We start from the raw sequence: 25,568 nt of genomic DNA, 5'->3' as shown, positions 1-25,568 counted from the left end.
GACGCTGAGGATGGCGCCTCCGGAGCCGGCGCCCCGTACCGGCCGCGCCGCGGGCCGCGACAGCGGCTACGACGTCCTCGTCCTCGGTGAAGTCCTCGTCGAGATCCACGCCGGCACCGCCCTGCGGGAAGCCGCCGACGGCGCCCCGGCCCGCATCTCCTACTCCGGTGACGCCCTCAACGCGGCGGCCGCCGCCGCGGCCGCCGGGGCCCGGACCGCCCTGCTCACCGTCGTCGGCGACGACGAGCTCAGCGTCCCGCTGCTGCGCCGCGCGGCCGCGCTCGGCGTGGACGTCGCCCACGTGCACCGCGCCCCGCGTCCCAACGGCGCCTATCTGCTGGCCTCCGACACCGAGGGCGACCGGGAGTTCGTCTACTGGCGCACCCACAGCGCCGGTTCCACCCTCTCCCCCCGGCACGTCGAGTCCTGGCGGGAGCTGCTGACCGGCACGAAGGCCCTCGTCACCAGTGGGATCACCGGCGCCCTGTCGGCGAGCAGCCGCGAGGCGGTGGTGGCCGCCGCCGAGACCGTGCGGGGCGCCGGCGGGCACGTCTCGTACGACCCCAACTTCCGCCCCCGCCTGACCGGACGGGCCGCGGCCCGAGAGCTGCTGGCGCGGATCGCCCCGCTGACCGGGCTGCTCAAGACCTCCTGCCCGGCCGACGCCGAGGCGCTGGTCGGCACCGCGGACCCGCGGGCGGCCGCCGCCCGCTGCCGCGCCCTGGGCGCCCGTACGGTCGTGGTCACCGCGGGCGCCGGGAGGCTGCTGCTCGACGACGGCACGCGGGCGGAGTACCACCCCGTACCGGTCAACCCCGCCCCGGTGGACGCGACCGGGGCCGGGGACTGCTTCACCGGCACCGCCACCGCCCGACTCGCCCTCGGTGACCCGCTCGCCGTCGCCGTCGCGTACGGCATGGCGGCGGCCTCGCTCTCGGTGTCCGGGCGCGGCGGCACGGGCCGCGTCCCCGCGTTCGCCGAAACGGCGGCCCTGGCCGCCGCGCACCCCCTGGGCGGTTTCGAGTAGCGCGATCACCTCCGGGGGCAGCCGCAGCGCCCCGGGCGGCCGTGGGCGTACGTGGTGGGACGCCGCCGGGCCGGGCCGTTTTCCGCGGCCCGGCGGCGCCGGTCGGGTGGGCCTCGCGGCGGGTGCCGCGGCTGGTCGGCGGCTGGTCGGCGGCCGGTCAGCGGCCGTGCAGGCCCCGGTCGACGGCCGTCATCAGCTCGCCGTCGGCGGTGTCCGCGTCCAGGGACCAGAACATCGCGCCGCCCAGGCCGTTCTCGCGGATGTACTCCGTCTTGGTCCGCAGCACCTGCGGGTCGTCGTACGTCCACAGGGTGCTGCCGTCGAAGAGCCAGGCGTGGCCGCCCCTGCGGTCGCGGTAGACCTTGTACGTGCCCGAATCGGCCAGCTTCTTCAGTGCCTTGTAGTCCTCGTAGCCGGCCGCCCAGGTCGCCGGCGCCGGGCCCGTCGCCGGCCGGCCCATGCCGTCCCCGCCGCCGCTGACTCCGGTCCAGCCCTGACCGTAGAACGGCATGCCCATCACCAGCTTGCCGGCCGGTGCCCCGCGGTGGCGCCAGGCCTCCACGGTGCCGGCGACGCTGAAGTCGCCGCGGGCGCGCAGTGCGGACTGCTGGGCGGTGACCGGCTCGCCGGACACGTGGAAGTCGTAGCCCTGGAGGTTCACGAAGTCGAGGTCGCGCATGATGCGGGGGACGTCGAAGCCCGCGTCGATCTTGGCGGGGGCGGTCGGGACGAACGCCGTCAGCTCGTACTTCTGCTTGCGCTTCTGGCTGCGCGCGTACGCGTCGAGCTGCGTGCGGAACTCCTTGACCAGCGCCGCGAAGTTCTGCTTGTCCTCCGGGCGGTGGGTGGTGTCGGTGTCACCGGCCGAGCCGGGCCACTCCCAGTCGAGGTCGATCCCGTCGAAGAGGCCGGCCGCCGCGCCGGCCCCGCCGCGGGCGCCGTCCTGGGGGAGGTTGCCCTTGATGTAGAGGTCGATGCAGGACTGCACGAGGGCCTTGCGGGAGGCCGGGGTGAGCGCGGCGTCCGAGAAGTGCGTGGACCAGCTCCAACCGCCCAGCGAGAGCAGGACCTTGAGGCCGGGGTGCCTGGCCTTGAGCTCGCGCAGCTGGTTGAAGTTCCCGGCGAGCGGCTGCTCGGCGCTGTCGGAGACGCCGTCGACGGAGTTCGCGGCGTCGAGCGGGCGCACGTAGTCGGCCCAGGCGTCGGCCTCGCCCGGAACGTTCCCCGTGAAGCACTTGCCCTCCGCGCTGATGTTGCCGAAGGCGTAGTTGATGTGCGTGAGCCTGCCGGCGGTGCCGCTCGTTTCGAGGTCCTGGACCTGGAAGTCCCTTCCGTAGACGCCCCATTGGGTGAAGTACCCGACCCGCTTGTACGAGCGGTCGTGCCCGCCGTCGGCCTGCGCGGCTGCGGCGGGTGCGAGGGCGGTGAGCAGGGCGAGGGAACAGGCGGCGACGGCCAGCCTGCCGGGCATGCTGCGGCGCATGGGCTTCCTTTGCGGAGGCGGGAGCGGTGCGGGACGCGTGCGCGGTGCATGCCGGAAACTATTGGTCTGGACCAGCTGGGTCAAGGGGGTGTGCGCAACTCGGCGGTCCCGGGGTCCGTCACGAGAGGCTCCAGTGGCCGACGTCGTCGGCCAGGCCGGCGTTCAGCGCGAACTGGACCGCGGCGAGGGCGGCCCCCTCGGGCAGGCGGAACGTGACGAACCCGAGGGCCGAACCGCCGGGGGAGAGGGTGACGGTTTCGGGGAAGGAGGGACCGGCGCCCGTGGCGGTGTTGGTGCCGGTGAACCGCTGCCCGTCGGAGTCCAGCAGGTGCGCGGCCTTGGCGGGGGAGTCCCGGTACACGGCGGTCCCGGTGTTCTCCAGCCGGAACCGTACGGCGACCAGCCGGTCGGGGGCCGCGCGGGCGGCCGAGGCCGGCGCGGCTGCCGGATCCGCCGGGTCGACGAGCCGGGTGAGGGTGACGTCGAGGTGCTGGCCGGGCTCGTTGCCGGAGAGCGGGATCGTCTCGCCGGAGCCACCGGGGGACGTGCCTCCGAGGCCTCCGAGGCCTCCGAACAGGGCCGGGGCGAGGAGGGCCAGCGGGGCACACGCGGCCAGCGGGCTCAGCAGGCGGTGCGGCGACCACGGCCCGGGAGCCGGGCCTGTCCGTCGGCGCATGACGGGACCTCCTCCCCGCACACGGTCCCCCCACCCACGATCCTCCGCGCCGCCGGGCCCCGCCACCCGCGCCGCCCGGCCGCGCCGCCCCCGGCGGCCGCGCCCGCCTCGTAGCCTGGGCTCCGCACCCATGGAAGGAGGGTCCAGGCCATGCAGACCCCGTCCGACGCGCCCCCTCTGCTCCTCGACTCCGGCGATCCGCTCGCCGTCTCCGTCACGGCCGCGATCGAGGGCGGTGACGTACCCGGGCTGCGGCGGCTGCTGGACGCCCACCCCGGGCTCGCGGCCGGCCGTATCGTCAAGCGGGGTGCGGGCGCCGGCCAACGCAGCCTGCTGCACCTCGCCACGGACTGGCCCGGCCACCGGCCCGAGACCGCGCGGGTGATCCGCGCCCTGGTCGCGGCCGGCGCCGACCCGATGGCCCGGTTCGTCGGGGCGCACGCCGAGACCCCGCTGCACTGGGCCGCCAGCAACGACGACGTGGAGGCCGTCGACGCCCTCGTCGCGGCGGGCGCCGACCTCGCCGCCCCGGGCGCGGTCATCGGCGGCGGCACCCCGCTCGCCGACGCCTGCGCGTTCGGCCAGTGGCGGGCGGCCCGCAGACTCCTCGCACTCGGCGCCCGCCCCGACCTGCACGAGGCCGCCGCCCTCGGACTCCTGGACCGCGTCACGGAGTTCCTCGCGGCCGACCGCCCGCCGGCGGACGAACTCACCGCCGCCTTCTGGGCCGCCTGCCACGGGGGTCAACTGTCCACCGCCCGGTACCTCCTGTCCGATCGTGTGGACGTCGACTGGATCGGATACGGCGAGAGCACCCCGCTGGACGCCGCCTTGACCAGCGGAAACGAGGCGATGATCGACTGGCTCCGGGCCGTCGGCGCCCACACGCGGGCCGAACTTCCACCCGCTTGACCCGCTAATGCATTTGGATCCCCGGGGCGCTTCGTGTCAGAGTTCCCCTCAGCGAAGGGGCGTAGCTCAGCTGGTCAGAGCGTCGGTCTCCAAAACCGCAGGCCGCAGGTTCGAATCCTGCCGCCCCTGCAAGCAGTACACGGCATCGGGCCCGTCCCCTCGAAGGGGGCGGGCCCGATGGCGTTTCGTGATCGTCTGGCAGACTGGGGCGAAACCACCCCAGGCGGTGCAGGACAGGAAACCGGTGCGAATCCGGTGCGGTCCCGCCACTGTGACCGGACCCCGCGCGGGGGTCCGGGAGTCAGACACTGACGCATCGCCTCTTCACGTCGACCAGGGGACGAGGATCCCCCGGAGAGGCTTCGCCATGCCGCGTTCCCGCGCCGTTCTGCGCGCCCTTGCCCCCCTCGCGCTGCTGATACCCCTGGCCGCCTGCGGCGGTTCGCCCCCGGCGGGGGGCGGGGCCGCGGACGCGGCCGCCGCGCCGGGATTCCCGTACACCGTCACCAACTGCGGTGTCAGCAGCACCTACCAGGCCCCGCCCCGGCGGGCCGTCACCATGAACCAGCACGCCACCGAGATGCTGCTGGCCCTCGGCCTCCACGACAGGATGGCCGCGACGGCGTACCTCGACGACTCCGTACTGCCGGCCTACCGGCCCGCCTACGACAAGATCAAGGTGCTGGCCGAGGAGTACCCCTCCAAGGAGGTCCTGCTCGGCGCCGACCCCGACTTCGTCTACGGCGGGTACGCGAGCGCCTTCGACAAGGCGCAGGGGCGCGACCGCGAGGGACTCGCCAAGGCCGGCATCAACTCCCGGCTCAGCGTGGAGTACTGCGGCACCGGCCCGGTCGGTCTCGAACAGCTGAAGACCGAGATCACCGAGGTCGCGCGGACCTTCGGCGTGCCCGAGCGCGGGGCGCGCCTCATCGAGGACGAGCAGCGGCGCATCGACGCCGTGACCGCCCGGGTCAAGGACAGGGCCAGGCCGAACGTCTTCGTCTACGACTCCGGCGAGGGCACCGCCTTCACCTCCGGAGGAAGCGGCATCGGCAACGAGATCATCTCGCTGGCGGGCGGGACGAACACCTTCGCCGACCTCAAGGACACCTTCGGTGACGTGTCGTGGGAGAAGGTCATCGAGCGGCGGCCCGAGGTCGTCCTCGTCTACGACTACGGCGGCACCACCGTCGAAGCCAAGAAGCAGCGCCTGTTGAACGATCCGGCGCTGGCGGAGGTTCCCGCGATCAGGAACAAGCGGTTCGTGGTGCTGCCCCTGTCGTCGGCCGTCCTCGGCGTGCGCGTCGCCGACGCCGTGGAGTCCCTGGGCCGCCAGCTCCACCCCGACGCCGCGTGAGCCGCCCCCGTACGCCTGCCGTGGTGGTCCTCCTGGTCGCGGCGCTCCTCGCGTCCGCCGTCGCGGGCCTGGCCCTGGGACCGGTGCGGATCGCCCCCGGCCGGGTCCTGGACATCGTGCTCGGCGGACCCGGGCAGCGCACGGGGGCGTTCGCCTCCATCGTGTGGGACGTGCGGATGCCGCGGGTGCTGCTCGGGGCGGTCGTCGGAGCCGGGCTGGCCGTGGCAGGGACCGTCCTGCAGGCCCTCGTACGCAACCAGCTCGCCGATCCGTTCCTGCTGGGGGCCTCCTCCGGGGCTTCGCTGGGGGCCGTCCTCGTCATCGTCCTCGGCGCGGGAGCGGCGGGAGCGGCGGGCGGGATCGGGGCCGCGGGCGTGCCGGCCGCCGCGTTCGCCGGATCGATGGGCGCGCTCGTCGCCGTCTACGCCATGGCCCGGCGCGGCGGCACCATGACCACGGGGCGGCTGATCCTCGCCGGGGTCGCGGTCCAGTACATCCTGTCCGCGCTGACCAGCCTGGTGCTGGTGCTCGCCGCGCACCCCGACCAGATCCGGTCCGTCCTGTTCTGGACCCTGGGGGGCCTGGGCGGCGCCCGCTGGGACGAACTGGCCCTGCCCGCCGCGGCGCTGTTCGTCGGCACCGTCCTGCTGACCGCGCTCGCCCGGCCGCTCGACCTGCTCCTCGCGGGGGAGGAGGGCGCGCGGACCCTCGGTCTGGACACCGGGCGCTTCCGCGCCGCCGTCTTCGTCCTCACCTCCCTCGTCATCGGTGTGCTCGTCGCCTACAGCGGCGCCATCGGCTTCGTGGGGCTGATGGTCCCGCACGCCGCCCGGATGGTCGTCGGCGCCGGGCACCGGGCCCTGCTGCCCGTGGCCGCGCTGGGCGGGGCCGTGTTCCTGACCCTGGCCGACCTTCTCGCCCGTACGGCCGCGGCGCCCGAGGAGATACCGGTCGGCGTGGTCACCGCGCTCGTCGGCGGACCGTTCTTCCTGTGGATGCTGCGCCGCTCCACGCGGGTCGAGGGGGTGGCCGGATGAGCGGCCGCCGGCCCGTGGAACTCGCCGTGGAGGCCCTGCGTTACGCGACCGAAGGGCACACGCTGCTCCACGGGGTGGACCTCGCCGCCCGGCCCGGCGAGACGGTCGGTGTGGTCGGTCCCAACGGCAGCGGCAAGACCACGCTGCTGCGCTGTGTCTACGGAGCCCTGCGGCCCACCGCCGGCCGGGTGCTGCTGGACGGCGCCGACGCGGCCGGGCTGGGCGCCAGGGACCGGGCGCGGAGGGTGGCGGTGGTCCCGCAGGACGCGGCGGGCACCTTCGGGCTGACCGTCCGCGAGGTGGTCGCGATGGGGCGCAGCCCGCACAAGCGGTTCTGGGAGCAGGACGGACCGGACGACGTGCGCCGCGTGGCCGAGGCCCTGCGGACCGTGGGCGCGGGCGGCTTCGCGGACCGCCGGTACGACGCGCTCTCGGGCGGGGAGCGGCAACGGGCCCTGGTGGCGCGCGCCCTCGTCCAGGACCCGGGCCTGCTCGCCCTCGACGAGCCGACGAACCACCTGGACATCCGCTACCAGCTGGAGATCCTCGGCCTCGTCCGCGCACTGCCCGCCACCGCGCTGCTCGTGCTGCACGACCTCAACCTGGCGGCCTCGTACTGCGACCGCCTCTACGTCCTGTCGGACGGCCGGGTGGCGGCCTCGGGGACACCGGCGCAGGTGCTGACCGAGGACCTGCTGGCCGAGGTGTACGGGGTCCGCACCCGCATCACCACCCACCCGGCCACCGCCGCCCCGAACATCGTCTACCTCCCGCCCGACGGCCACCGGGCGGAGGACAGAGGCACCGGCCCGGCCGGCTAGGACGTGTCCGGCCGACCGCCTGCGGAGCCGGATGGTGATGGCTGCGCCGGTGGCGCGGCCGACCACTCGGATCTCCCCGCCCCCGGCACACGACAACGACATCGGCATGCCGTGGAAACGCCAGACCTACGCTATCGGTCATGCCCACTCACAACCCGTCGTTCACTGTCGGCGACGACGTCGTGGTGCCCGATCCCGTCTCAGGCGAGGTCTGGACCGTCGGCGCCGTCATCCTCAACCAAGACGGCCGAGCCTTCGCCCAGAAGCGGAGCCCGGACCGCCGCCTGTTCCCCGATACCTGGGACATCGTGGGAGGCCACGTCGAGCCCGGGGAAACGGTTCTGGAGGCTCTCGCACGCGAGGTCGAGGAGGAGACGGGCCGGCGCCTGACCCACGTCCGGCGGTTCCTCGGCACCACATCCTGGACGGGGGACGACGGCGGTGGACTCCGTCACGAGGCCGACTATCTCGTCGAGGTCGAGGGCGACTTGGACCACCCCACGCTGGAGTGGTCCAAGCACTGCGCCTACGACTGGTTCAGTCCCGGCAACCTCGCCCGCCTCAAGGAGAACCGCAGACCCGGAGAGTTCCTGATCCACGAGCTCATCGCACGGGCCCTGGAAGACCGCCCGGCCTAGCCGGCCGCCGGGTCCTGGTGGCCGTACGGGCGGGTGATGATTTCCATTCCGTGGCCCGACGGGTCGAGGAAGTAGACGCCGCGGCCGCCGTCGTTGTGGTTGATCTCGCCCGGACGCTTCATGTGGGGGTCGGCGAAGTACGGGATCCCGCCCGCCCGGATCCTTCCGAACGACGCGTCGAACTCCTCCTCGGAGACGAGGAACGCGTAGTGCTGGACGCTGAGGGAGCCGGCCGGGACGGTCGCGAAGTCGAGGGTGACGCCGTTGGCGGTCTCGACGGGGACGAACGGGCCCCACTCCGTCCCGACCTCAAGGCCGAGGACGTCCGCCAGGAATGCGGCGGCCTCCCGGTTGTTCCGGGAGTGGATGATCGTGTGGTTCAGCTGGACTGACATGAGTGAATGCCTCCGCAAGGCACATCACGGGCACCTCCATGCCTCACCCGGTCGGTGACCGGCACGCGATGCCGTGATCACGATCCTAGGACGTCGCCCGGCTTCCGTACACCGCCTCCACGTTGTCCTGTGCGGGGTGGGTGCGCCCCGCCGGGCCCGCCGCGAACGCCCGCAGCAGGTTCTCCGTGACCCGGGTGGTCAGCGCGCCCGCCTTCGCGTCGAGGCCGTGGTTGGCGCCGCTGCGGCCGTCGCCCGTCGCGTCCAGGGCCTCCACCCACCGCATGGTCCCGGTCGCGAACACGCCCGCGCCGCTCGGCGTCGTGTGGTACGCCGTGTCCTGGTGGCTGGGCCGGCCCTCGCACACCACGGGGGAGTGGGCCAGGATCTCGATCGGCCGGGGCGTCGGGAAACCGGTGTTGACCTTGTCGTACTCCACCCCCACCAGGTGGGCGAAGCGGTCGCCGGCCTTCACTCCGGTGCCCTCGAACAGCCAGTGGCCCGGTTGGGTCACCACGTACGGGGCGTCCACCGGGTAGCCGTCGTAGATCACGCCGAGCAGCGAGCTCTCCGGATCGGCTCCCGGCGCCGAGCGGAAGTCGACGGTGGCCGGCTGCCCGCGCTTGAACCCGGGGTCCTGGTCGTAGGCGGACTTGTAGCAGACCACCGTGCGGTCCGGCCCGAGATCGGAGGGCTCCAGCCGGATCCGGCGGAAGCAGCAGTTCGCACCGAGGATCGCGAGGTTGGTCCCGGCGTCCCGGGCGGCGGTGAAGTGGGCACGCTGCTCGGGCGACCAGTACTCGTCGTGGCCGAGGGAGAGGACCGCCGCGGCCCCTTCCAGCAGGCGCTTCTCCCGCGCCACGTCGGTGGTCGTCGCGTAGGCGAGGGGTATGCCGAGCCGCTCGGCGAGGGCGAGCAGCGGGGCCTCGTACACGAGGAACAGGCCCGCGCCGTCGTCGTACTCGTACGGCCGGTCGAACGTGACGGCGAGGGAGCGTGAGGCGTAGCCGCCGCTGGGGCCGTCGTAACTGCCGTAGCCGCCCCACCGGTTGTACGCCTGCCAGGTCGCCACCGCGTTCACCACGACCGTACGGCCGGCGCTCGCCGCCGAGCGGACGGTGACCGGGACGAAGCGCTGGCCCTCGGCGCCCTGTGCGTCGAGCCGCAGCAGGTAGCAGCCCTCGGGCCAGTCCTTGGTGTCGACGGTGGTGGTACGGGGCCACCGGGTGCCGACCATCCGCGTCGCGGGATCCAGCGTGTGCTCCGGCTGGCGCACGCCGGGCAGGGCCTCGGACCGCCACACCAGACGGGCGCGGGCGCCGCCGTACCAGCCCATCCGATAGGCGGAGACGGTGAACCGGGGTGCGGTGGTGGATACGTGCAGGCCGAAGGATTCGCCGGGCAGCACGCTGACCTTGTCGGCGAAGCCCTCGACGGCCCGCGCGGGCCCCGCCTTGGTCACGTGCCAGTCGGCATGCCCCGCCTTGGCGTTCTCGGCTTTGACGTCGAAGCCGGCCGGTCCGCCCTTCCCCGCCGCCCCGCCGGGTGCCGCTCCCTTGCCCTCGTCCGTTCCCGCCGCACCGTGGCCGGCTCCGCCCGCGCAGCCGGCCGCGGCCCCGAGCCCGGCGGCGGTGGCCGCTCCCGTCGCGAGCGCGAGGAACCGCCGCCTGTCCGCGCCGCCGCCGTCCCCGGGCCCGGCTATGTGCTCCTGATCCATGGAGGGCACGTTATGTCACGCTTGACGCCCTTCTTCGACCGGCCCGGCCGCCCGCGCCGGGCTCCTCTCACCCCAGCCGGACCACCACCTGCTGGCCGGCCCCCGCCGCCGTGGTGAGGTCCCCGAATTCGAGGCGCAGCCGGGCGCCCGTGGCCTGCGAGACCAGGCTCGGCGGCCGGGTCAGCACCGCGGTCACCGGCCGGTTCCACACCAGCGTCAGCGAGGTCAGCGCCCGGGCCGGGTCCGCGACGCAGACCGTGGCCGTTCCGTCCGGTCTCTCCCGGACGGTCACCGAGCAGGGTGCTCCCGCCTCCAGCGGACCGGCCGATCCCGGCTGCCAGAAATTGACCCCGGTGAAGCCCAGCGAGGGTACGCGGACGCCTTGTGCCGCCTCTGAGTTGGCCAGTACGGCGAGCCAGTCCGTGCGGGCGGCTCTCGCGGCGGTCCCGGCCGCGGTCGCCCCCGGCATCATCTGGTGGACGTATCCGGCGCCGGCCGGGTCCTTGCCGTGGTCGTACCAGAGGGTGAGGTAGCGCCGGGTCAGGGCCGTGGTGGACCCGACCCGGTTGATCTCGCTCCACCGGCCGGTGCGCGCCTCCCGCAGCGCTGTGAACGCACCCGGACCCGACATCACGTACCCGCCGAAGCCCGCCAGATGGGCCCAGCCGGGGGAGGGGAAGGCCGCCGACCAGCCGAGGGCGGCCGGCTGGACGGCGCCGCCCACGGTCAGGGCATGGGTGCCGGCGGCGCCCAGGTTGCGGTTGTCGACCACCGTCTCGACCCCGGTCCCGTCCGAGCAGCGGATCCCGGCCCCCAGGCAGACGACCGTGTCGTCGAGGAAGAACCAGGACTTTCGGGCCGTGAGCGTGCTGCCCAGGCCCCGCAGGTGCTGACCCAGCGAGGCGAACTCGCCGTCGGTCGTCCCGCCCACCCAGGCCGCGTCGGGCCGGGACGCCCCCCAGTCACCGCCCGCCCCGTCGGCCAGGACCTTCCGCGACACCGTGGTCCCCGGCAGCCGGTACGGGTCCACCGTGGGCCAGAAGGCGTCCGAGTACTGGCCGTTGCCGTACGCGGCTCCCCACCAGGAGAGCATTCCGCTCCCCGTGTGCCAGCCGCGCAGGTTCTCCCCGTTGCCCGTCTCGTAGTGGGCGATCCGCTTCGAGGCCATGGACAGCGAGGCCGCCCAGCCGGGCCGCCGGTGCGTGGCCCGGTCCATGGACGCGAACAGCCGGTGTCCGACGGGCTCGGGCAGCGCGGTGACCGAGGCGTCGGATTCGACCTCCGCCAGCCGGGCGAGCGAGGACAGGGCGAGCGCCGTGTCCGCGAGCGGAGGGCTGTAGTGGTCCCGGGCCATCCAGCCCTTCACCAATCCCCGCCAGCGCGCCCGCTCGGAGGTGCTCGCGCCCTCCGCGAGGAGCAGGATCGCGGCGAGCACCGCGTGTCCGCGCCCGTGGTCGTCCTGCTGGACCTGCCGCGGATCGGCGGCCATCAGCCCCCGGCTCACCGCCCGCCCCGACACGCCGTCCATGACCAGACCGTTGAACAGGAACGGCGCCCAGGCCCGCTCCACCGCGTCGAAGGCGATCTGCGCCCCGGGATCCGTGACCTGCCAGGCGGTGTCCTTCAGCAGGGCGAACAGCATCCCCAGTCCGCCGAGCAGCACCGCCCCGTACGTCCCCGTGTACGGCACCCACGTGTGCTGGACGAACGACCCGTCCCGGTAGAGCCCGTCGCCCGCGGTGACGTACGGGAACACCGGCGTGAGCCCGTCCCGTGCCAGGGCGATCTTCGCCGAGTCCGCGCCGACCACCCCGCGCAGTGCCAGCACCCGGCACAGGTCCACCCGGTTGGCCCCCGTACTGGTCCCGGTGTACGAGCCGACGACCGAGTCCGGGACGAAATGGTCGACGGCCGCGCAGAACCCGGCGAGCCGGGACGCCGACAGCTCCCCGTACAGCAGCACGCACAGGTCCAGCAGGGCCTGCGGGGCGCCGATCTGCCAGCAGTACCAGTTGCCGTACCGCACCTGGCCGGCGTGGTAGACGTCCGTGTGCAGATGGTCCAGCCCGGTCAGGAGGGCCGAGCGCAGCCCCGCGTCCCCGGTGAGCCCGGTCCCGGGCCGCAGGTATGCCTCGGCCATCGTCCGCAGCCGGTAGTAGCTCTGCATCATCATCTCGGGGTCGCCGCCGTACCCCAGGTCGGGCCAGAGCGAGCCCGGCGCCGGAGCCATGGCCGAGCGCCATCCTCCGGACAGGGCGCCGAGATCGGCGAGTCTCGACCGGAACGGCTCGGCCGAGGCCGGGATGCCCCCGCCCAGGAAGAGGTCGCGCCACACGGCCCGCATGGCGTCGTGGACCTCGTCCGCCGGCGCGGCCCCCGCACGCACGGCGGGCGCCCCCAGCAGCAGCGCACCCCCGCCGGCGGCGGAGAGGAAGGCGCGCCGACTCCACACCTCTGTCATCGCATGCTCCTTGTCCGATCCCGTACCGGCCCCCGCCGGCCCCTCAGTTGCCCCGCTCGGAACGCCTCAGGCCACGTGCTCCCGGTAGCGGTCGATCACCTCCCGCAGCACCTCGGCCCCGTCCCGCGCCCACAGCCCCGGATGGAAGATCTCCACCTCCACCGTGCCCCGGTAGCCGGCCGAGTCGGCCAGCTCCCGGAAGGCCCGCAGATCGATGCAGCCGTCGCCCAGCTGCCCGCGCCCCAGCAGCACCCCGGCGGGCAGCGGGGTCACCCAGTCGGCCACCTGGACCGACACGATGCGCCCGCCGGCGCCCGCCCGGCGCAGGTCGGCGGGCAGTCGCTCGTCCCACCACAAGTGGTAGGAGTCGGCGACCACCCCCACCTGCCGCGCCGGGAACTGCTCGGCGATGTCCAGGGCCTGGCCGAGCGTGGAGACCACGCAGCGGTCCGAGGCGAACATCGGATGGAGCGGCTCGATCCCCAGCCGTACGCCGTGCGCGGCCGCCCACGGGGCGAGCTCGGCCAGGATGTCGACGATCCGCCGCCGAGCCCCGGCCAGGTCCCGGTCGCCGTCGGGCAGGCCCCCCGAGACCAGGACCAGTGCTTCGGCACCCAGCTCGGCGGCCTCCGCGACCGCCCGGCGGTTGTCTTCGAGGGCCGTCGCCCGACCGGCCGGATCGGCGGCGGTGAAGAACCCGCCCCGACACAGCGAGCTGACGCGCAGCCCTGCCCCGGCGACCAGCTTCGCCGTCTCGCGCAGCCCGAACTCCCGCACCGGATCACGCCACAGCCCGACCGCGCCCACCCCGGCCGCCACGCACCCGTCGACCAGCGCGGGCATCGACCACTGCCGGATGGTCTCCTGGTTGAGGCCGAACCGGGCCGGGGCCTCCCCGCGGCTCACGACGCCACCCCGTACACCGCGAACAGCTGCCGCATCCGCGCCTCGGCGAGCTCGGGATCGGGGAACAGACCCAGCAGATCGGCCTGTTCGTACGCGGTGGCCAGATGGGGCAGCGCCCGGGCCGACTGGTGCCCGCCCAGCATCGCGAAGTGCTCCTGGTACCCCGCCAGCCAGGCCAGCAGCACCACCCCCGTCTTGTAGTGGCGGGTAGGCGGGGCGAACAGGTGCCGCGACAGCGTCACCGTCGGATCCAGCGCCTCGCGGAATCCGGCCAGGTCGTCCCGGTCCAGGGCGAGCCCCGCCCGGGCTGCCAGCGGGGCGATCGGATCGAAGACGCCCAGCAGCGCGTCGCTTCCCGGCTCCCCCGCCCCCTCCCCGGCGATCAGCCCGGGATAGTGGTAGTCGTCGCCCGTGTAGCAGCGCACGCCCGGTGGGAGCCTGCGCCGGATGTCCTTCTCCCGCTCCGCGTCCAGCAGCGAGACCTTGATCCCGTCCACCTTCTCCGGGCAGTCGGCGATCACCTTCAGGAACACCTCGGTCGCCGCGTCGAGATCGGAGTGCCCCCAGTACCCGGCCAGCTCCGGGTCGAACACCGGTCCCAGCCAGTGCAGTACGACGGGCCGGGCGCTCTGCCGCAGCAGCCTCCCGTACACCCGCGGATAGTCCTCCGGGCCGCGCGCCGCGGCCGCCAGGGCGCGGGAGGCCATCAGGACGGCCTCCGCCCCGCAGTCCTCGACGTGCGCGAGCTGTTCCTCGTAGGCGGCGGTGATCGCGGACAGCGTGTGCCCGCCGCCCGGGGCGAGCTGGTCGGTGCCCGCGCCGCAGACGATCCGGCCGCCCACCGCCCGGGCCTCGGCGGCCGACCGGCGGATCAGCTCGGCCGCGGCCGGCCAGTCCAGCCCCATCCCTCGCTGCGCCGTGTCCATCGCCTCCGCCACCCCGAGGCCCTGGGCCCACAGCCGGTGCCGGAAGGCCAGCGTGGCCTCCCAGTCCACCGCCGGACCCGTCTGCGAGGCCGGGCCGTCGGCACAGGCGGCGAGCGGATCGGCGACCACGTGCGCCGCCGCGTAGAACCGGCGGCTGCGCGCCGGACCGCAGACCAGCGGCGCGAGGGGGTCGGCGCAGGGCCGGTGCAGTCGGTATCCGCCGTCCCCGGCCGGAAGCCGGATGCTCACAGGACCACCTCCGGCACCGGCAGCCGCCGGCCCTCCGCAGAGGACCGCAGCCCCAGCTCGGCGAGCTGCACCCCGCGCGCACCGGCCAGCAGGTCCCACTGCCAGGGCTCGTCGAGCACGACATGGCGCAGGAACAGCTCCCACTGGGCTTTGAAACCGTTGTCGAACGGGCCGTTGTCCGGGACGTCCTGCCATTGGGCACGGAACGCCTCCGTCTGCGGCAGATCCGGATTCCACACCGGCTTCGGAGTCGCCCCGCGGTGCTGGATGCGGCAGCCGCGCAGCCCGGCCACCGCCGACCCCTGTGTCCCGTCCACCTGGAACTCCACCAGTTCGTCACGGTGGACGCGCACCGCCCAGGAGGAGTTGATCTGCGCGATGGCACCGCCCTCCAGCTCGAAGACGCCGTACGCGGCGTCGTCCGCCGTCGCCTCGTACGGCTTGCCCTCCTCGTCCCAGCGGCGGCCGATGTGCGTACGGGCCAGGGCCTGCACCGTGCGGACCCGGCCGAAGAGCTCGTGGAGCAGGTACTCCCAGTGCGGGAACATGTCGGCGACGATGCCTCCGCCGTCCTGCGTCCGGTAGTTCCACGACGGCCGCTGGGCCGGCTGCCAGTCCCCCTCGAACACCCAGTACCCGAACTCTCCGCGCACGGAGAGGATCTCGCCGAAGAAGCCGCCTTCGATCAGCCGCTTGAGCTTCAGCAGGCCTGGCAGGAACAGCTTGTCCTGGACCACCCCGTGCTTGACCCCGGCCTCCGCCGCCAGGCGGGCCAGCTCCAGCGAGGAGGCGAAGCTCAGAGCCGTCGGCTTCTCGCAGTAGACGTGCTTGCCCGCTTCCACGGCCCGCCGCACCGCAGCCTCGCGGGCTCCGGTGACCTGCGCGTCGAAGTAGATCTCGACCTCGGGGTCGGCCAGCACGGCCGACAGGTCCGTGCTGACGTGCTCCAGTCCGTGCTCTTCGGCGATGGCCCGCAGCGCCGGCTCCCGGCGTCCGACCAGCACCGGCTCGGGCCACAGCACCCGGCCGTCGCCCAGGTCCAGCCCGCCCTGCTCGCGCAGGGCGAGCAGTGAGCGGACCAGGTGCTGGCGGTATCCCATCCGCCCGGTCACGCCGTTCATCGCGATCTTGATCGTCCTGCGCTCCATGGTGGCCCCTCCTCGTGCTCTTCGTCCGATGGAAGCGATAGAAAGCGCTTTCTCTCTCATCACGCTAAGGCCGGCAGCGATTGCTGCGCAACACTCGTTCGAGTGATAGAAAGCGCTTTCCCGATCGGAGAGCATGGAGGTCACACCCGGATGAGACGATGGCCCGGGACAAGCAGGAGGGGCGAAAAGATGGCGGTGACTCTGGCCGAGGTCGCGGCGCACGCGGGGGTGTCGCCCGCGACGGTCTCGCGCGTGCTCAACGGCGGATACCCGGTGGCCGGCGGCACCCGGACCCGGGTGGAACAGGCCGTCGAAGAGCTCGGCTACGTGGCCAACGGCCCCGCCCGCGCCCTCGCGGCCGCCACCTCCGACCTGGTCGGCGTCCTCGTCCACGACGTGGCGGACAGCTTCTTCGGCATCCTCGCCGGATCCCTGCAGAGCGCCCTCGCCCCGACCGGCCACGGCGACCCCCGCCGGCTCGCCGTGGTCTGCAACACCGAGGGCGCTCCCGCGGCCGAACTCGCCTACCTCACCCTGCTGGAGGGCCAGCGTGCCGGCGGGGTCGTCCTGACCGGCGGCGCGGTCGAGGAGCCCGGGCACACCGACGCCCTCACCGCCCGAGTCACCCGAATGGCGGATGCCGGCGCCCCCGTCGTCCTGTGCGGGCGGCCCCCGCTTCCCGTTCCCGCCGCACTGCCCGTGGCCACCGTCATGTTCGACGACCGCGGCGGTGCCTTCCGCCTCGCCGAACACCTGCTGTCGCTGGGCCACCGGCGCATCGCGTACGTCGCCGGCCCGCCGGGGCTGAGCACCACCCGAGAGCGGCTCGCGGGTCACCGCGAGGCGCTGGCACGGCACGATCCCGCCCTGCCCGAAGCCTGCGACCCGCTCACCGTGCACGCCGGCTTCGAGCGCTCCGCCGGCTACGACGCCACCCGCGAGCTGTTGCGCCGCGGCGCCCCCTTCACCGCCGTCGCCGCGGCCAACGACACCGTCGCCACCGGAGTGGCCGCGGCCCTGCGCGAGGCCGGACTGCGCATCCCCGGGGACGTCTCCGTCGCCGGCTTCGACGACCTCCCCGTCTGCGTGGACACCGCGCCCGCGCTCACCACCGTCCGCGTGCCGCTGCGGGAAGCCGGCGTGCTCGCCGCCCAGCTGGTCACCGGTCGCAAACCGCTGCCCCCGGGCGGCATCACCACCCTGCCCACCGAACTCATGGTGCGCGGCTCCACCGCGCCGCCCCCGCCCGAGGGGAGCCGTCCGTGAGGTACGCCTTCTCGACGCTCGGCCTGCCCGGGGCGCCGCTCGACCGCAGCGCGGCCCTCGCCGCCGCCCACGGCTACGAGGGCCTCGAACTGCGCGCCCACCCCGAGGAGCCCCTGCACCCCGGCAGCCCGAAGACGGACCGGGCGGCGGGCCTGCGCACTCTCACCGCCGCCGGAGTCGCGGCCCTCGGGATCGCGGGATATGCCCGGGTGGCCGCCCCCGGCGCGGACGAGCCGGTCCTCGCCGAGCTGCACGCCCTGGTCCGGCTCGCCGCCGACCTCGAAGCCCCGTACGTCCGGGTGTTCCCGGGCGGCGCCGAGCAGCCCGAGGCCGCCGCCGACGCCCACGCCGTGCGCCGACTGGCCGCCGCCGCGCCGTTCGCCGAGCGGCACGGGGTGCGGATCCTGCTGGAGACGCACGACTCGCACCGGACCGCGGCCGCCGCCGCGCGCGTACTGGACCGGGTCGGTCAGGCAGGCGCGGGCGCGCTGTGGGACGTACTGCACACCTGGCTCGGAGGCGAGTCACCGGCCGAGTCCCGCCGGGTGCTGGACCGGCACCTGGGCTACGTACAGGTGAAGGACGTGGCGTCGGCGCACCGGCTCACCCCCCTCGGGCTCGGCGCCGGAGTGCTGCCGCTCGCCGAGGCGGTGGCCGCCGCACCGAGGGACGGCTGGCTCTGCTGGGAGTACGAGAAGCGCTGGTACCCCGGCGCCGCCGAGCTGCCGGGGCAGCTCGCGGGGGGCCGGGAGTACCTGGGGCAACTCGTGGCGAGGGGAGGGGAGGCGGGGGCTCAGGCCGAGTAGGCGAGCCGGCCCCGGTCCACGGCGTAGCGGAAGTCCAGCCCCAGCGCGTACCGCTCCAACTCCTCTACCGCCGTCGCCGCGAGCCGGTCCAGCTCGCCGCCCAGCGAACCGGCCACGTGGGGAGTGAGCAGCACGTTCGGCAGGTTGTAGAGCGGGGATCCGGCGGGCAGCACCTCGGGCTCGGTGTGGTCGAGCACGGCGTGCAGCCGGCCCGCGACCAGTTCCTCGGTCAGCGCCACGGTGTCGACGAGCGAACCCCGTGCGGTGTTGACGAGCGTGGCGCCGTCCGGCATCAGCGCCAGCCCGGAGGCGTCCAGCAGGTGGCGGGTCCGCGGCAGCGCGGGGGCGTGCAGGCTCACCACGTCACTGCGGCGCAGCAGTTCGTCGAGCGCGCAGGACTCGCCGCCCAGCGCGGCGAGCTCGCCCGGGTCGGCGAACGGATCGTGGACGAGTACGCGCAGGTCGAAGGGGCGCAGCAGTTCCATCACGCGCCGGCCGATGAGCGAGGCGCCGACGATGCCGACCGTGCGGTGGTAGTTGCCGACGGCCGGGTAGCGGCGCAGCAGGTCGATGGGGCCGCGCGCCGCCCGGTAGGCGTGGGCGGATTCCAGGACCCGCTTGTTGGCGAACAGGATCGCGGCGAGCGTGTACTCGGCGACCGGTACGGCATTGGCCGCGGCCGCGCTGGAGACCAGCAGCCCGCGCTCCCAGCAGGCCTCCGTGACATGGTGTTTGACGCTGCCGGCGGCGTGCACCACGGCGCGCAGCCGCGGCATCCGCTCCAGCGCCTCGGCGTCGAGCGGCGGGCAGCCCCAGCCGGTCAGCAGCACCTCGGCGTCCGCGAGGCGGCGGCCGAGCTCGGGCTCTTCGTGCTCGAAGCCGGTCAGCAGCAGATCGGTGTCCACGTCGGCGACCCGGACCAGCTCGGGCAGCATGCGGCCGCTGAGGACGGCGGCCCGGGTGCCGGGGCTCATGGCGAGCACGGTGGCGGGGCGGCGCCGGGGGCGGTTTTCGGCGGAGAGGAGGCGGTGGGTCACTTGACGGCTCCTGCGGTGAGACCCGAGCGCCAGAACCGCTGCAGACCGAGGAAGGCCAGTACGAGCGGGACGACGGCGACGAGTGAACCGGTGATCACCAGGGGATAGAGCTCCGGCTGCTGGTAGACGCTGCGGTTCCACATGAACAGGCCCAGACTGACGGGGTAGAGCCGCTCGTCGTTGAGCATGGTCAGAGCGCCGTAGAAGTTGTTCCAGATCGCCGTGAAGGTGAACAGGAAGATGGTCACAAACCCCGGCCACAGCATCGGGAACGACACGTGCGCGAAGAGCCGCAGTTCACCCGCGCCGTCGACGCGGCCGGCGGCGAGCACCTCCTCGGGGACGTGGCCCTCGGCGAACACCCGGGCCAGGTACACGCCGAAGGGATTGACCAGGGCGGGCACCAGATAGGCCCAGTACGTGTTCACGGCGCCGGCGGCCGAGGCCATCAGGTACAGCGGCAGCTGGAGGACGGTGGCGGGCACGAGGATCCCGGCGAGGACGAGGCCGAAGAGCTTCTCCTTGTGCCGGAACTCGTAGGCGTGGAAGGCGTAGCCGCAGGCCACGCTGATGAGGGCGGACAGGGTGGAGCCGACGACGGTGTAGAGGAGGCTGTTGGCGAGCCAGCGGCCGAAGATGCCGTCGTCGTACGCGAAGACCTCGCCGAGGTTGGTGAGGAGGCTGAAGTCGCCCAGGGCGTAGGGGCCGGTGGCGAAGAGGTCCCGGCGGTTCTTGGAGGCGGCCAGCACCAGCCAGGCGAGGGGCATCAGGGTGTAGGCCGCCACGAGGAGCAGGGCGGCGTTGACGGCGGTGCGGGAGAGCAGTGCGCTGCCGCGTGGTGTGCGGGCGGGGGTCGCGGGCGCTGCCCGGTGCGGGGCCGATGCAGCGGGGGGCGGGGTCGCGGGAGCCGCGGTCGCGGGGGCCGGGGCGGAGCCCGGGCGCGCGGCCGCGGCCTCGGCGGTGGGTGAGGGGGTCATGCGGACCTCCAGCGGTTGCCGAGCTTGGTGACGACGTACGAGGCGGCGCCGGCGACCAGGGCGAGGAGCAGCGCGCTCGCGGCCGCCAGCCCGTAGTCGTGGCCCTTGAAGGCGGCGCTGAAGACGTACATGGTCGGGGACCAGGACTCGCCCATCTCGGTGGCCCGGAGCTGGAGCAACTGCGGGGCGTCGAAGAGCTGGACGGCGCCGACGCAGGTGAACAGGACGGTCAGGACCAGGGTCGGCCGGATGCTCGGCACCTTGACCTGGAAGGCGGTGCGCACGGCTCCGGCGCCGTCCATCGTGGCGGCCTCCAGGGTCTCGCGGGGGATGGCCTGGAGCCCGGCGAAGAAGATGATCGTGTTGTAGCCCGTCCACTGCCAGGCCGAGACGTTCACCACGGAGAGCAGGGCCTCGTCGCGGCCGAAGAAGTTCCACGTGATCCCGGCGGAGTCGAGGACGTCGAGGACGGGGCTGAGGCCGGGCGTGTAGAGGTAGAGCCAGACCATCGCGGCGATCAGTCCGGGGACGGCGTGCGGCAGGTAGAAGGCGATCTGGAAGAACCGCCGGGCACGGGCGAGGGCGGAGTCCAGCAACAGGGCGAGGACCAGGGCGCCGCCGACCATGACGGGGATGTAGAGCAGGCAGTAGACGGCGACGTGGCGGAACGAGGCGAGGAAGAGGGGATCGGACAGGGCCTTGGTGTAGTTCCCGATTCCGCTGAAGACCCGCCGGGCTCCGCCGAATCCGAGCCCTGACCGCTCCTCGCCGAAGAGGCTGAGCCAGGCGGCGTACCCGATGGGGGCGACGGTCACGAGCGCGAAGAGGACGAAGAAGGGGGCCATGAAGAGGGCGGCCGCACCTCCGGTGCCGGCGGATCGGCCGCGGGTCGCGTTCCGGCCGCGGTTCGTGTCCCGACTGCGGGTCGTGTGCCGGCCGGGGGCCGTGTCCCGGCCGGGGGCCGTGTGCCGGCCGGGGGCCGTGTCCCGTCCGGGGGATGGGATTGGGGCGGCTGATGTCGGGGGCTCGGGGGCGCGCATCAGCCGGCCAGGGCCAGGCCGCGGTCCTTGATGGCCTTCTCCGCGGCCGACTGGCCCTCGCCCAAGGCCTTGGCCAGGTCCGCGCCGGTCGCGTTCTGCGCCGAGTTGACCTGGAGGTGGACCGGCCCCCAGGTCCAGCCCGGCACGATGGTCGCCGCTGCCTCGCCGGCCAGGCCGTACGGGTCCTGCCCCTCGAAGTACGCCGTGTCGAACAGCTTCGCGGCCTCGGCCCGCATCTCGGCGTTGGCCGGCAGGGCGCTGCTCGGCGACTTCAGCGAGCTGAGCCGTGCCTTGACCGCCTCCGGGTCGGTGGTGACCCACGTGATGAACTCCGCCGCGGCCTTCGTCTGCTTGCTGCCCTTCGGCACGATGTACGAGGTGCCTCCGTACATGCCGGTCGCGGGCTTCCCGTCCCAGGTCGGAAGGGGTGCGATGCCCCACTTCCCCTTCAGGTCCGGGTAGTTCGCAAGGAACGTGCCCGCCGTCCAGGCGGCTCCGATGACGGTCGCGACCTGCCCGGATGAACGTTCCTTCGCCTCGCCCTCGCCCCACAGCGGGGTCTTCGACGCCAGCCCGGAGGCCATCAGGCCGTTCCAGTACTCCGCCACCTTCCTCGACGCGGGGTCGTTGATCGCCACCTTCCACTTCTCGCCCTCGGTCCCGTACCACCGCGCGCCCGCCTGCCAGGACAGGCCCGCCAGCACCGCCGGGTCGCCGCCGCCGAAGTTCGTGATCTTCACCGAGGGGTCGGCCTGGTGGATCTTCTCCGCGGCCGCCTTGTACTCGTCCCACGTCTTCGGCACGGCCACCCCGTGCTTCTCGAAGATGTCCTTCCGGTAGAAGAGTTCGAGCGGGGTGACGTCGAACGGCACGGCCCACGTCCTGCCGCCCAGCTTCACCAGTGACTGGACCGCCTCCGGGAACTTCTCCGAGACCAGCTTCCCCGAGGTCCCGCTCAGGTCCTCCAGATTGCCGCCGCTCGCGAACTCCGGGAGCGCCGAGTAGTCCATCGTCGCCACGTCCGGCGCGTTGCCGCCCTTGACCGCGTTGGCCAGCTTCGCCGCCCCGTCCGGGCCTCCCGGCACCGCCGAGAACTTCACCTGGATGTTCGGGTGCGTCCGGTTGAACGCGTCCGCCGTCTGCTGGGCCCCCGCGGACGAGGACCAGTAGGTGACGGTGACCGGCTGGTCCGGGGAACCGCCGGCCGCCCCGGCCCCGCCCGGCTCCCCGCCACACGCGGTGGCGAGCAGGGCCAGGGAGGCGACCGAAGCGGTCAGGACGAATCGGGGCATGCGGGAGGAAGGTGATCTGCGTGACATGGAGTGGCTCCTACGGACGACCGCGGACGGCGGCGGATGGGAGAACGCGGCCCATCTTTTGCGCGAACAGGCACACCGTCAAGAGCGAACGCGCAACTCGATCGAAATGATCGCCCCGGAGGATCCGTTCCTGTTCCTTATGAGCGGATCGTCAAGCGCGGGAGCAGCTCCAGGTGCTGCCGCGGTCCGTCGCCCGCCCCCTGCCCCCCGCCCGGCGCGGTCAGCCGCTCCAGCAGCAGCCCCGCCGCCCGCGCTCCCACCTCGCGCTTGGCGGGCGCCACCGCCGAGAGGGGTACGTCGGCCAGCCCGGCCACCTCATCGTCGTACGTGATCACCGCGAGGTCCTCCGGCACCCGCACCCCGCGCGCCTGGAGCCGCGGGATCAGCATGATCGCGTCGGTGTCGCTGTGGATCAGGGCGGCGCTCACCCCGCCCGCGGTCACCGCCTCGCACAGGTAGTCCAGCGTCCGCGCGAACAGGTCCGCGTCCGAGAAGGGACCCGGCCCGGCCGCCGGCCACGGCGGCGCCGGCTCCAGGCCCAGCGCGGCCACCGCCGCCTCGTACCCCGCCCTCAGCCGCGGTGTCGTCGGGGTGGCGCGCCCGGCCAGCGCGATCCGCCGGTGCCCCCGCTCCATCAGGTGCTGCACCGCCGCCGCCGCGCCGTGCGCGTGGTCGGAGGCCACCCGGTCCAGGGCCGCCGCCGGATGTCCGGGCGGGGCCCACCGCTCCACGAGCACCGTCGGAACCGGCAGCTCCGCCGTCCACGCCCCCTCGCCGGGGCCCGGCGAGCCGGCCTCCCAGTTCGGGGTGAGCAGCAATCCGTCCGCCCCGGTGGACAGCAGCCGGTCGGCCTGCGTCCGGTCCTCGCCCGGCAGGTACCGGGTCAGGCCCACGGTCAGCCGTGCGCCCCAGGCCTCGACCACCTCGCGGGCTCCGCGCACGACATCGGCGTAGTAGTACTCCGTGGTCGGCACGACCATCCCGACCACGAGCCCCTCGGCCCCCGCCCGGCTCTCCGCCGGGGCCGCAGCCGCAGCCGCGCCCGTCCCCGCGCCCGCCGCCGCACCCGTCGCCCCGGCCGTCGGAGCGCCCGGCCGCCCGGCCTCGACCCGGCTGATCACCCCGTGCATCCGGTGGATCTCGCCCCGCGCCGCCATCGCCTCGATGTCGCGCCGCAGGGTGACCGGCGAGACGCCCAGCTCCCGCGCCAGGTCCGCCACGCGCACGCTGCCCCGCGTCCCGACGAGCGCGAGCACCTGCGCCTGGCGCTGGTCCACATGTGGTCTCACGGATCTCCTACCCCCTGCGGTCTTCCGACGGCATCCCTGTCCGAGCCGTGTCCTCGCCATCATAGAGAACCAGATCGATCGATTCGATCGATTCCGATCAACCGGTCATTGACGGGGTGCGCGCGGCGTTCATATATTCGGCGGCGTCCCGCACCTCACGGCATCACGACCCTCTCCCGGGAGTCAGCGCATGCTCACGTACGACCAGGACGGATTCCGGCGCGCAGGGCGCCCCCACCGCATCGTCTCGGGGGCCCTGCACTACTTCCGGGTCCATCCGGACCTGTGGGAGGACCGGCTGCGGCGGCTGCGCGCCCTCGGTGCCAACACCGTCGACACGTACGTCCCGTGGAACTTCCACGAGAGCGCCCCGGGCAAGGCCGACTTCACGGGCCCGCGCGACCTCGGCCGCTTCCTGCGCACCGCCCAGGACCTCGGCCTCGACGCCATCGTCCGCCCCGGCCCGTACATCTGCGCCGAATGGGACTTCGGCGGCCTGCCCGCCCGGCTCCTCGCCGTCGACGGCCTCCACCTGCGCTGCTCCGACCCGCGCTTCGAGGCCGAAGTCGACGGCTGGTTCGACCTCGTCGTCCCCGAGCTGCTGCCCCTGCTCGCGAGCCGCGGCGGTCCGGTCGCCGCCGTCCAGATCGAGAACGAGTACGGCTCGTACGGAAACGACACCCGCTACCGCGCCCACGTGGAACAGGCGCTGGTCGAACGCGGTGTGGACTGCCTCCTGTTCACCGCCGACGGTCCCGAGGACGCCATGCTCCAGGGCGGCACGGTCCCCGGCCGGCTCGCCACCGCCACCTTCGGCGCGCGGCCCGCCGAACGCCTCGCCCACCTGCGCCGCTACCAGCGGAGCGGCCCGCTCGCCGCCATGGAGTTCTGGATCGGCTGGTTCGACCACTGGGGCGGGGACCACCACGTCAGGGCCGTCGACGACGCGGCGCGGTCCCTCGACGAACTCCTCGCCACCGGCGCCTCCGTCAACCTCTACATGGCCCACGGCGGTACCAACTTCGGCTTCTGGGCCGGCGCCAACCACACCGGGTCCCGCCCCGGAGACCCCGGCTACCAGCCCACCGTCACCAGCTACGACTACGACGCCCCCATCGGCGAGGCCGGCGAACTCACCCCCAAGTTCCACGCGTTCCGCGAGGTCATCGGCAAGTACGTGCCCCTGCCCGACGGCCCGCTGCCCGAGCCGCCGCCCCGCATCACCCCGGCCCTCGCCGTCCCGGACGGCACGGCCGCGCTCCTGGACCACCTCGACGTGCTCGGGGGCGAGCCCGCGGCGCGCCCCGCCCCCGAGTCCATGGAGAAGCTGGGCCAGGCCCACGGCATGATCCACTACCGCACGACCGTCACCGGACCGCGCCCCGCGATGCCCGTCCGGATCGACGGCCTCGGCGACCGCGCGTACGTCTTCGCCGACGGCGAACCCCTCGGCGTCCTCGACCGCAACCGGCCCGACGAGGGGCTCGACCTGGCCGTCGGCGAGGCCGGGGTGGTGCTCGACCTCCTCGTGCGGGCCCAGGGGCGGGTCAACTACGGACCGCTGCTCGACGACCGCAAGGGCATCTGGCGCGGCGTCCGGCACGGCCATCAGCAGCTGTTCGAGTGGGAGATCCGGCCGCTCCCGCTGAGCGACCTCACCGGTCTCGGCTGGTCGCCGGAAGCCGCGGGAACCCCGGACGGCGCGCACCGCCCGGCCTTCCACCGCTTCACCCACACCCTCCCGGGCGCCTCCGCCGACGGATTCGTCGACGTCTCCGGCTGGAGCACCGGCCTCGTCTGGCTGAACGGCTTCCTCCTCGGCCACTACGACACCCCGCGCGGCCCGCAGCGCACCCTCTACGCCCCCGCCCCCCTCTGGCGGGCCGGCCGGAACGAGATCGTCCTCCTCGAACTGGAGCGTCCCGGGGCCGACCTGCCGTTGCGCGACCGCCCCGACCTCGGGCGCCCCACCGTCGTCACCCTCGACTGAACCGGCGGCCCGGCGGCGTGCCGAGCGCATCCCGACGGCATGCCCAGCGCGTCCCGACCGCATCCAGGCGGACCCCGGAGAGCCCCCGCGAGCC

The 25,568-nt window shown here is 73.9% G+C and carries 22 protein-coding genes, 1 tRNA gene and 1 riboswitch; of the genes, 10 read left to right on the top strand and 13 right to left on the bottom strand.

Annotated features, from left to right (window positions below):
* The first annotated feature begins 10 nt into the window (after positions 1 to 10).
* Positions 11 to 1,027: a PfkB family carbohydrate kinase gene (locus ACFYXV_RS24045; protein WP_389383991.1), complete on the top strand. Its 1,017-nt coding sequence runs from the start codon at positions 11 to 13 to the stop codon at positions 1,025 to 1,027.
* Positions 1,028 to 1,184: 157 nt separating this feature from the next.
* On the opposite strand, the gene ACFYXV_RS24040 is transcribed toward ACFYXV_RS24045, so the two are convergent.
* Together ACFYXV_RS24040 and ACFYXV_RS24035 are read right to left on the bottom strand one after the other, a co-directional pair.
* Positions 1,185 to 2,510: a glycoside hydrolase family 18 protein gene (locus tag ACFYXV_RS24040; RefSeq protein ID WP_389383990.1), complete on the bottom strand. Its 1,326-nt coding sequence runs from the start codon at positions 2,508 to 2,510 to the stop codon at positions 1,185 to 1,187.
* A 118-nt stretch (positions 2,511 to 2,628) separates the two neighbouring features.
* A complete protein-coding gene (locus ACFYXV_RS24035) occupies positions 2,629 to 3,186 on the bottom strand; it encodes a hypothetical protein (protein WP_389383989.1) in 558 nt (185 codons plus the stop codon).
* Between the two features lie 150 nt (positions 3,187 to 3,336).
* Between ACFYXV_RS24035 and ACFYXV_RS24030 the strand changes: the two genes are divergently transcribed.
* The 6 genes from ACFYXV_RS24030 (at position 3,337) to ACFYXV_RS24005 (ending at position 7,951) form a co-directional block, all read left to right on the top strand.
* Entirely contained in the window at positions 3,337 to 4,098 is a 762-nt protein-coding gene (locus ACFYXV_RS24030; protein WP_385465873.1) for an ankyrin repeat domain-containing protein, read from the top strand.
* A 55-nt stretch (positions 4,099 to 4,153) separates the two neighbouring features.
* Positions 4,154 to 4,227: transfer RNA gene (locus tag ACFYXV_RS24025), tRNA-Trp, on the top strand.
* A gap of 104 nt (positions 4,228 to 4,331) precedes the next feature.
* Positions 4,332 to 4,409: riboswitch (cobalamin riboswitch) on the top strand.
* 56 nt (positions 4,410 to 4,465) lie between these two features.
* On the top strand, positions 4,466 to 5,455 hold the full coding sequence (locus ACFYXV_RS24020) for an ABC transporter substrate-binding protein (protein WP_389383988.1): 990 nt from the start codon (positions 4,466 to 4,468) through the stop codon (positions 5,453 to 5,455).
* Positions 5,452 to 6,492: a FecCD family ABC transporter permease gene (locus ACFYXV_RS24015; protein WP_389383987.1), complete on the top strand. Its 1,041-nt coding sequence runs from the start codon at positions 5,452 to 5,454 to the stop codon at positions 6,490 to 6,492. The genes ACFYXV_RS24020 and ACFYXV_RS24015 overlap by 4 nt, the downstream gene beginning before the upstream one ends.
* On the top strand, positions 6,489 to 7,313 hold the full coding sequence (locus tag ACFYXV_RS24010; protein ID WP_389383986.1) for an ABC transporter ATP-binding protein: 825 nt from the start codon (positions 6,489 to 6,491) through the stop codon (positions 7,311 to 7,313). Before ACFYXV_RS24015 ends, ACFYXV_RS24010 begins: the two co-directional genes overlap by 4 nt.
* 140 nt (positions 7,314 to 7,453) lie before the next feature.
* A complete protein-coding gene (locus tag ACFYXV_RS24005; RefSeq protein WP_389383985.1) occupies positions 7,454 to 7,951 on the top strand; it encodes an NUDIX hydrolase in 498 nt (165 codons plus the stop codon).
* Here ACFYXV_RS24005 and ACFYXV_RS24000 read toward each other — a convergent pair.
* From ACFYXV_RS24000 to ACFYXV_RS23975, 6 genes are all read right to left on the bottom strand, one after another.
* A complete protein-coding gene (locus ACFYXV_RS24000) occupies positions 7,948 to 8,346 on the bottom strand; it encodes a VOC family protein (protein WP_385465858.1) in 399 nt (132 codons plus the stop codon). The two genes, ACFYXV_RS24005 and ACFYXV_RS24000, sit on opposite strands and share 4 nt — an antisense overlap.
* An 85-nt stretch (positions 8,347 to 8,431) precedes the next feature.
* Complete coding sequence (locus tag ACFYXV_RS23995) at positions 8,432 to 10,060, bottom strand: N,N-dimethylformamidase beta subunit family domain-containing protein (protein ID WP_389383984.1); 1,629 nt, start codon at positions 10,058 to 10,060, stop codon at positions 8,432 to 8,434.
* A gap of 67 nt (positions 10,061 to 10,127) precedes the next feature.
* Positions 10,128 to 12,521, bottom strand: a complete 2,394-nt coding sequence (locus ACFYXV_RS23990) for a polysaccharide lyase 8 family protein (RefSeq protein ID WP_389383983.1) — start codon at positions 12,519 to 12,521, stop codon at positions 10,128 to 10,130.
* A 66-nt stretch (positions 12,522 to 12,587) separates the two neighbouring features.
* Complete coding sequence (locus ACFYXV_RS23985) at positions 12,588 to 13,364, bottom strand: sugar phosphate isomerase/epimerase family protein (RefSeq protein ID WP_389384044.1); 777 nt, start codon at positions 13,362 to 13,364, stop codon at positions 12,588 to 12,590.
* 59 nt (positions 13,365 to 13,423) lie between these two features.
* The gene (locus ACFYXV_RS23980; RefSeq protein ID WP_389383982.1) at positions 13,424 to 14,602 is read right to left on the bottom strand and encodes a dihydrodipicolinate synthase family protein; all 1,179 of its coding nucleotides are present in this window, start codon (positions 14,600 to 14,602) and stop codon (positions 13,424 to 13,426) included.
* Positions 14,599 to 15,750: a Gfo/Idh/MocA family protein gene (locus ACFYXV_RS23975; RefSeq protein WP_389383981.1), complete on the bottom strand. Its 1,152-nt coding sequence runs from the start codon at positions 15,748 to 15,750 to the stop codon at positions 14,599 to 14,601. Before ACFYXV_RS23975 ends, ACFYXV_RS23980 begins: the two co-directional genes overlap by 4 nt.
* A gap of 189 nt (positions 15,751 to 15,939) precedes the next feature.
* Here ACFYXV_RS23975 and ACFYXV_RS23970 point away from each other — a divergent pair, with 189 nt between their 5' ends.
* Complete coding sequence (locus ACFYXV_RS23970; protein ID WP_389383980.1) at positions 15,940 to 17,016, top strand: LacI family DNA-binding transcriptional regulator; 1,077 nt, start codon at positions 15,940 to 15,942, stop codon at positions 17,014 to 17,016.
* The gene (locus ACFYXV_RS23965) at positions 17,013 to 17,822 is read left to right on the top strand and encodes a sugar phosphate isomerase/epimerase family protein (RefSeq protein WP_389383979.1); all 810 of its coding nucleotides are present in this window, start codon (positions 17,013 to 17,015) and stop codon (positions 17,820 to 17,822) included. The genes ACFYXV_RS23970 and ACFYXV_RS23965 overlap by 4 nt, the downstream gene beginning before the upstream one ends.
* Here the strand turns inward: ACFYXV_RS23965 and ACFYXV_RS23960 are convergent.
* The 5 genes from ACFYXV_RS23960 to ACFYXV_RS23940 all read right to left on the bottom strand — a co-directional run bounded on the left by ACFYXV_RS23960 (position 17,810) and on the right by ACFYXV_RS23940 (position 23,484).
* A complete protein-coding gene (locus ACFYXV_RS23960) occupies positions 17,810 to 18,796 on the bottom strand; it encodes a hydroxyacid dehydrogenase (RefSeq protein WP_389384043.1) in 987 nt (328 codons plus the stop codon). The two genes, ACFYXV_RS23965 and ACFYXV_RS23960, sit on opposite strands and share 13 nt — an antisense overlap.
* 59 nt (positions 18,797 to 18,855) lie before the next feature.
* Entirely contained in the window at positions 18,856 to 19,626 is a 771-nt protein-coding gene (locus ACFYXV_RS23955) for a carbohydrate ABC transporter permease (RefSeq protein WP_389384042.1), read from the bottom strand.
* Positions 19,627 to 19,832: 206 nt separating this feature from the next.
* On the bottom strand, positions 19,833 to 20,681 hold the full coding sequence (locus ACFYXV_RS23950) for a carbohydrate ABC transporter permease (protein WP_389383978.1): 849 nt from the start codon (positions 20,679 to 20,681) through the stop codon (positions 19,833 to 19,835).
* 194 nt (positions 20,682 to 20,875) lie between these two features.
* Positions 20,876 to 22,168: an ABC transporter substrate-binding protein gene (locus ACFYXV_RS23945; protein WP_389383977.1), complete on the bottom strand. Its 1,293-nt coding sequence runs from the start codon at positions 22,166 to 22,168 to the stop codon at positions 20,876 to 20,878.
* Between the two features lie 164 nt (positions 22,169 to 22,332).
* On the bottom strand, positions 22,333 to 23,484 hold the full coding sequence (locus tag ACFYXV_RS23940; protein ID WP_389383976.1) for a substrate-binding domain-containing protein: 1,152 nt from the start codon (positions 23,482 to 23,484) through the stop codon (positions 22,333 to 22,335).
* A 190-nt stretch (positions 23,485 to 23,674) separates the two neighbouring features.
* Between ACFYXV_RS23940 and ACFYXV_RS23935 the strand changes: the two genes are divergently transcribed.
* The gene (locus tag ACFYXV_RS23935; RefSeq protein WP_389383975.1) at positions 23,675 to 25,474 is read left to right on the top strand and encodes a beta-galactosidase family protein; all 1,800 of its coding nucleotides are present in this window, start codon (positions 23,675 to 23,677) and stop codon (positions 25,472 to 25,474) included.
* The last annotated feature ends 94 nt before the right edge of the window (positions 25,475 to 25,568 follow it).

It is taken from the genome of Streptomyces sp. NPDC002181, from assembly GCF_042890485.1.
In the GTDB taxonomy this organism is placed as follows: domain Bacteria; phylum Actinomycetota; class Actinomycetes; order Streptomycetales; family Streptomycetaceae; genus Streptomyces.
Note: the sequence above shows the minus strand (reverse complement) of the source record. Positions and strands in the feature narration are given on the sequence as shown.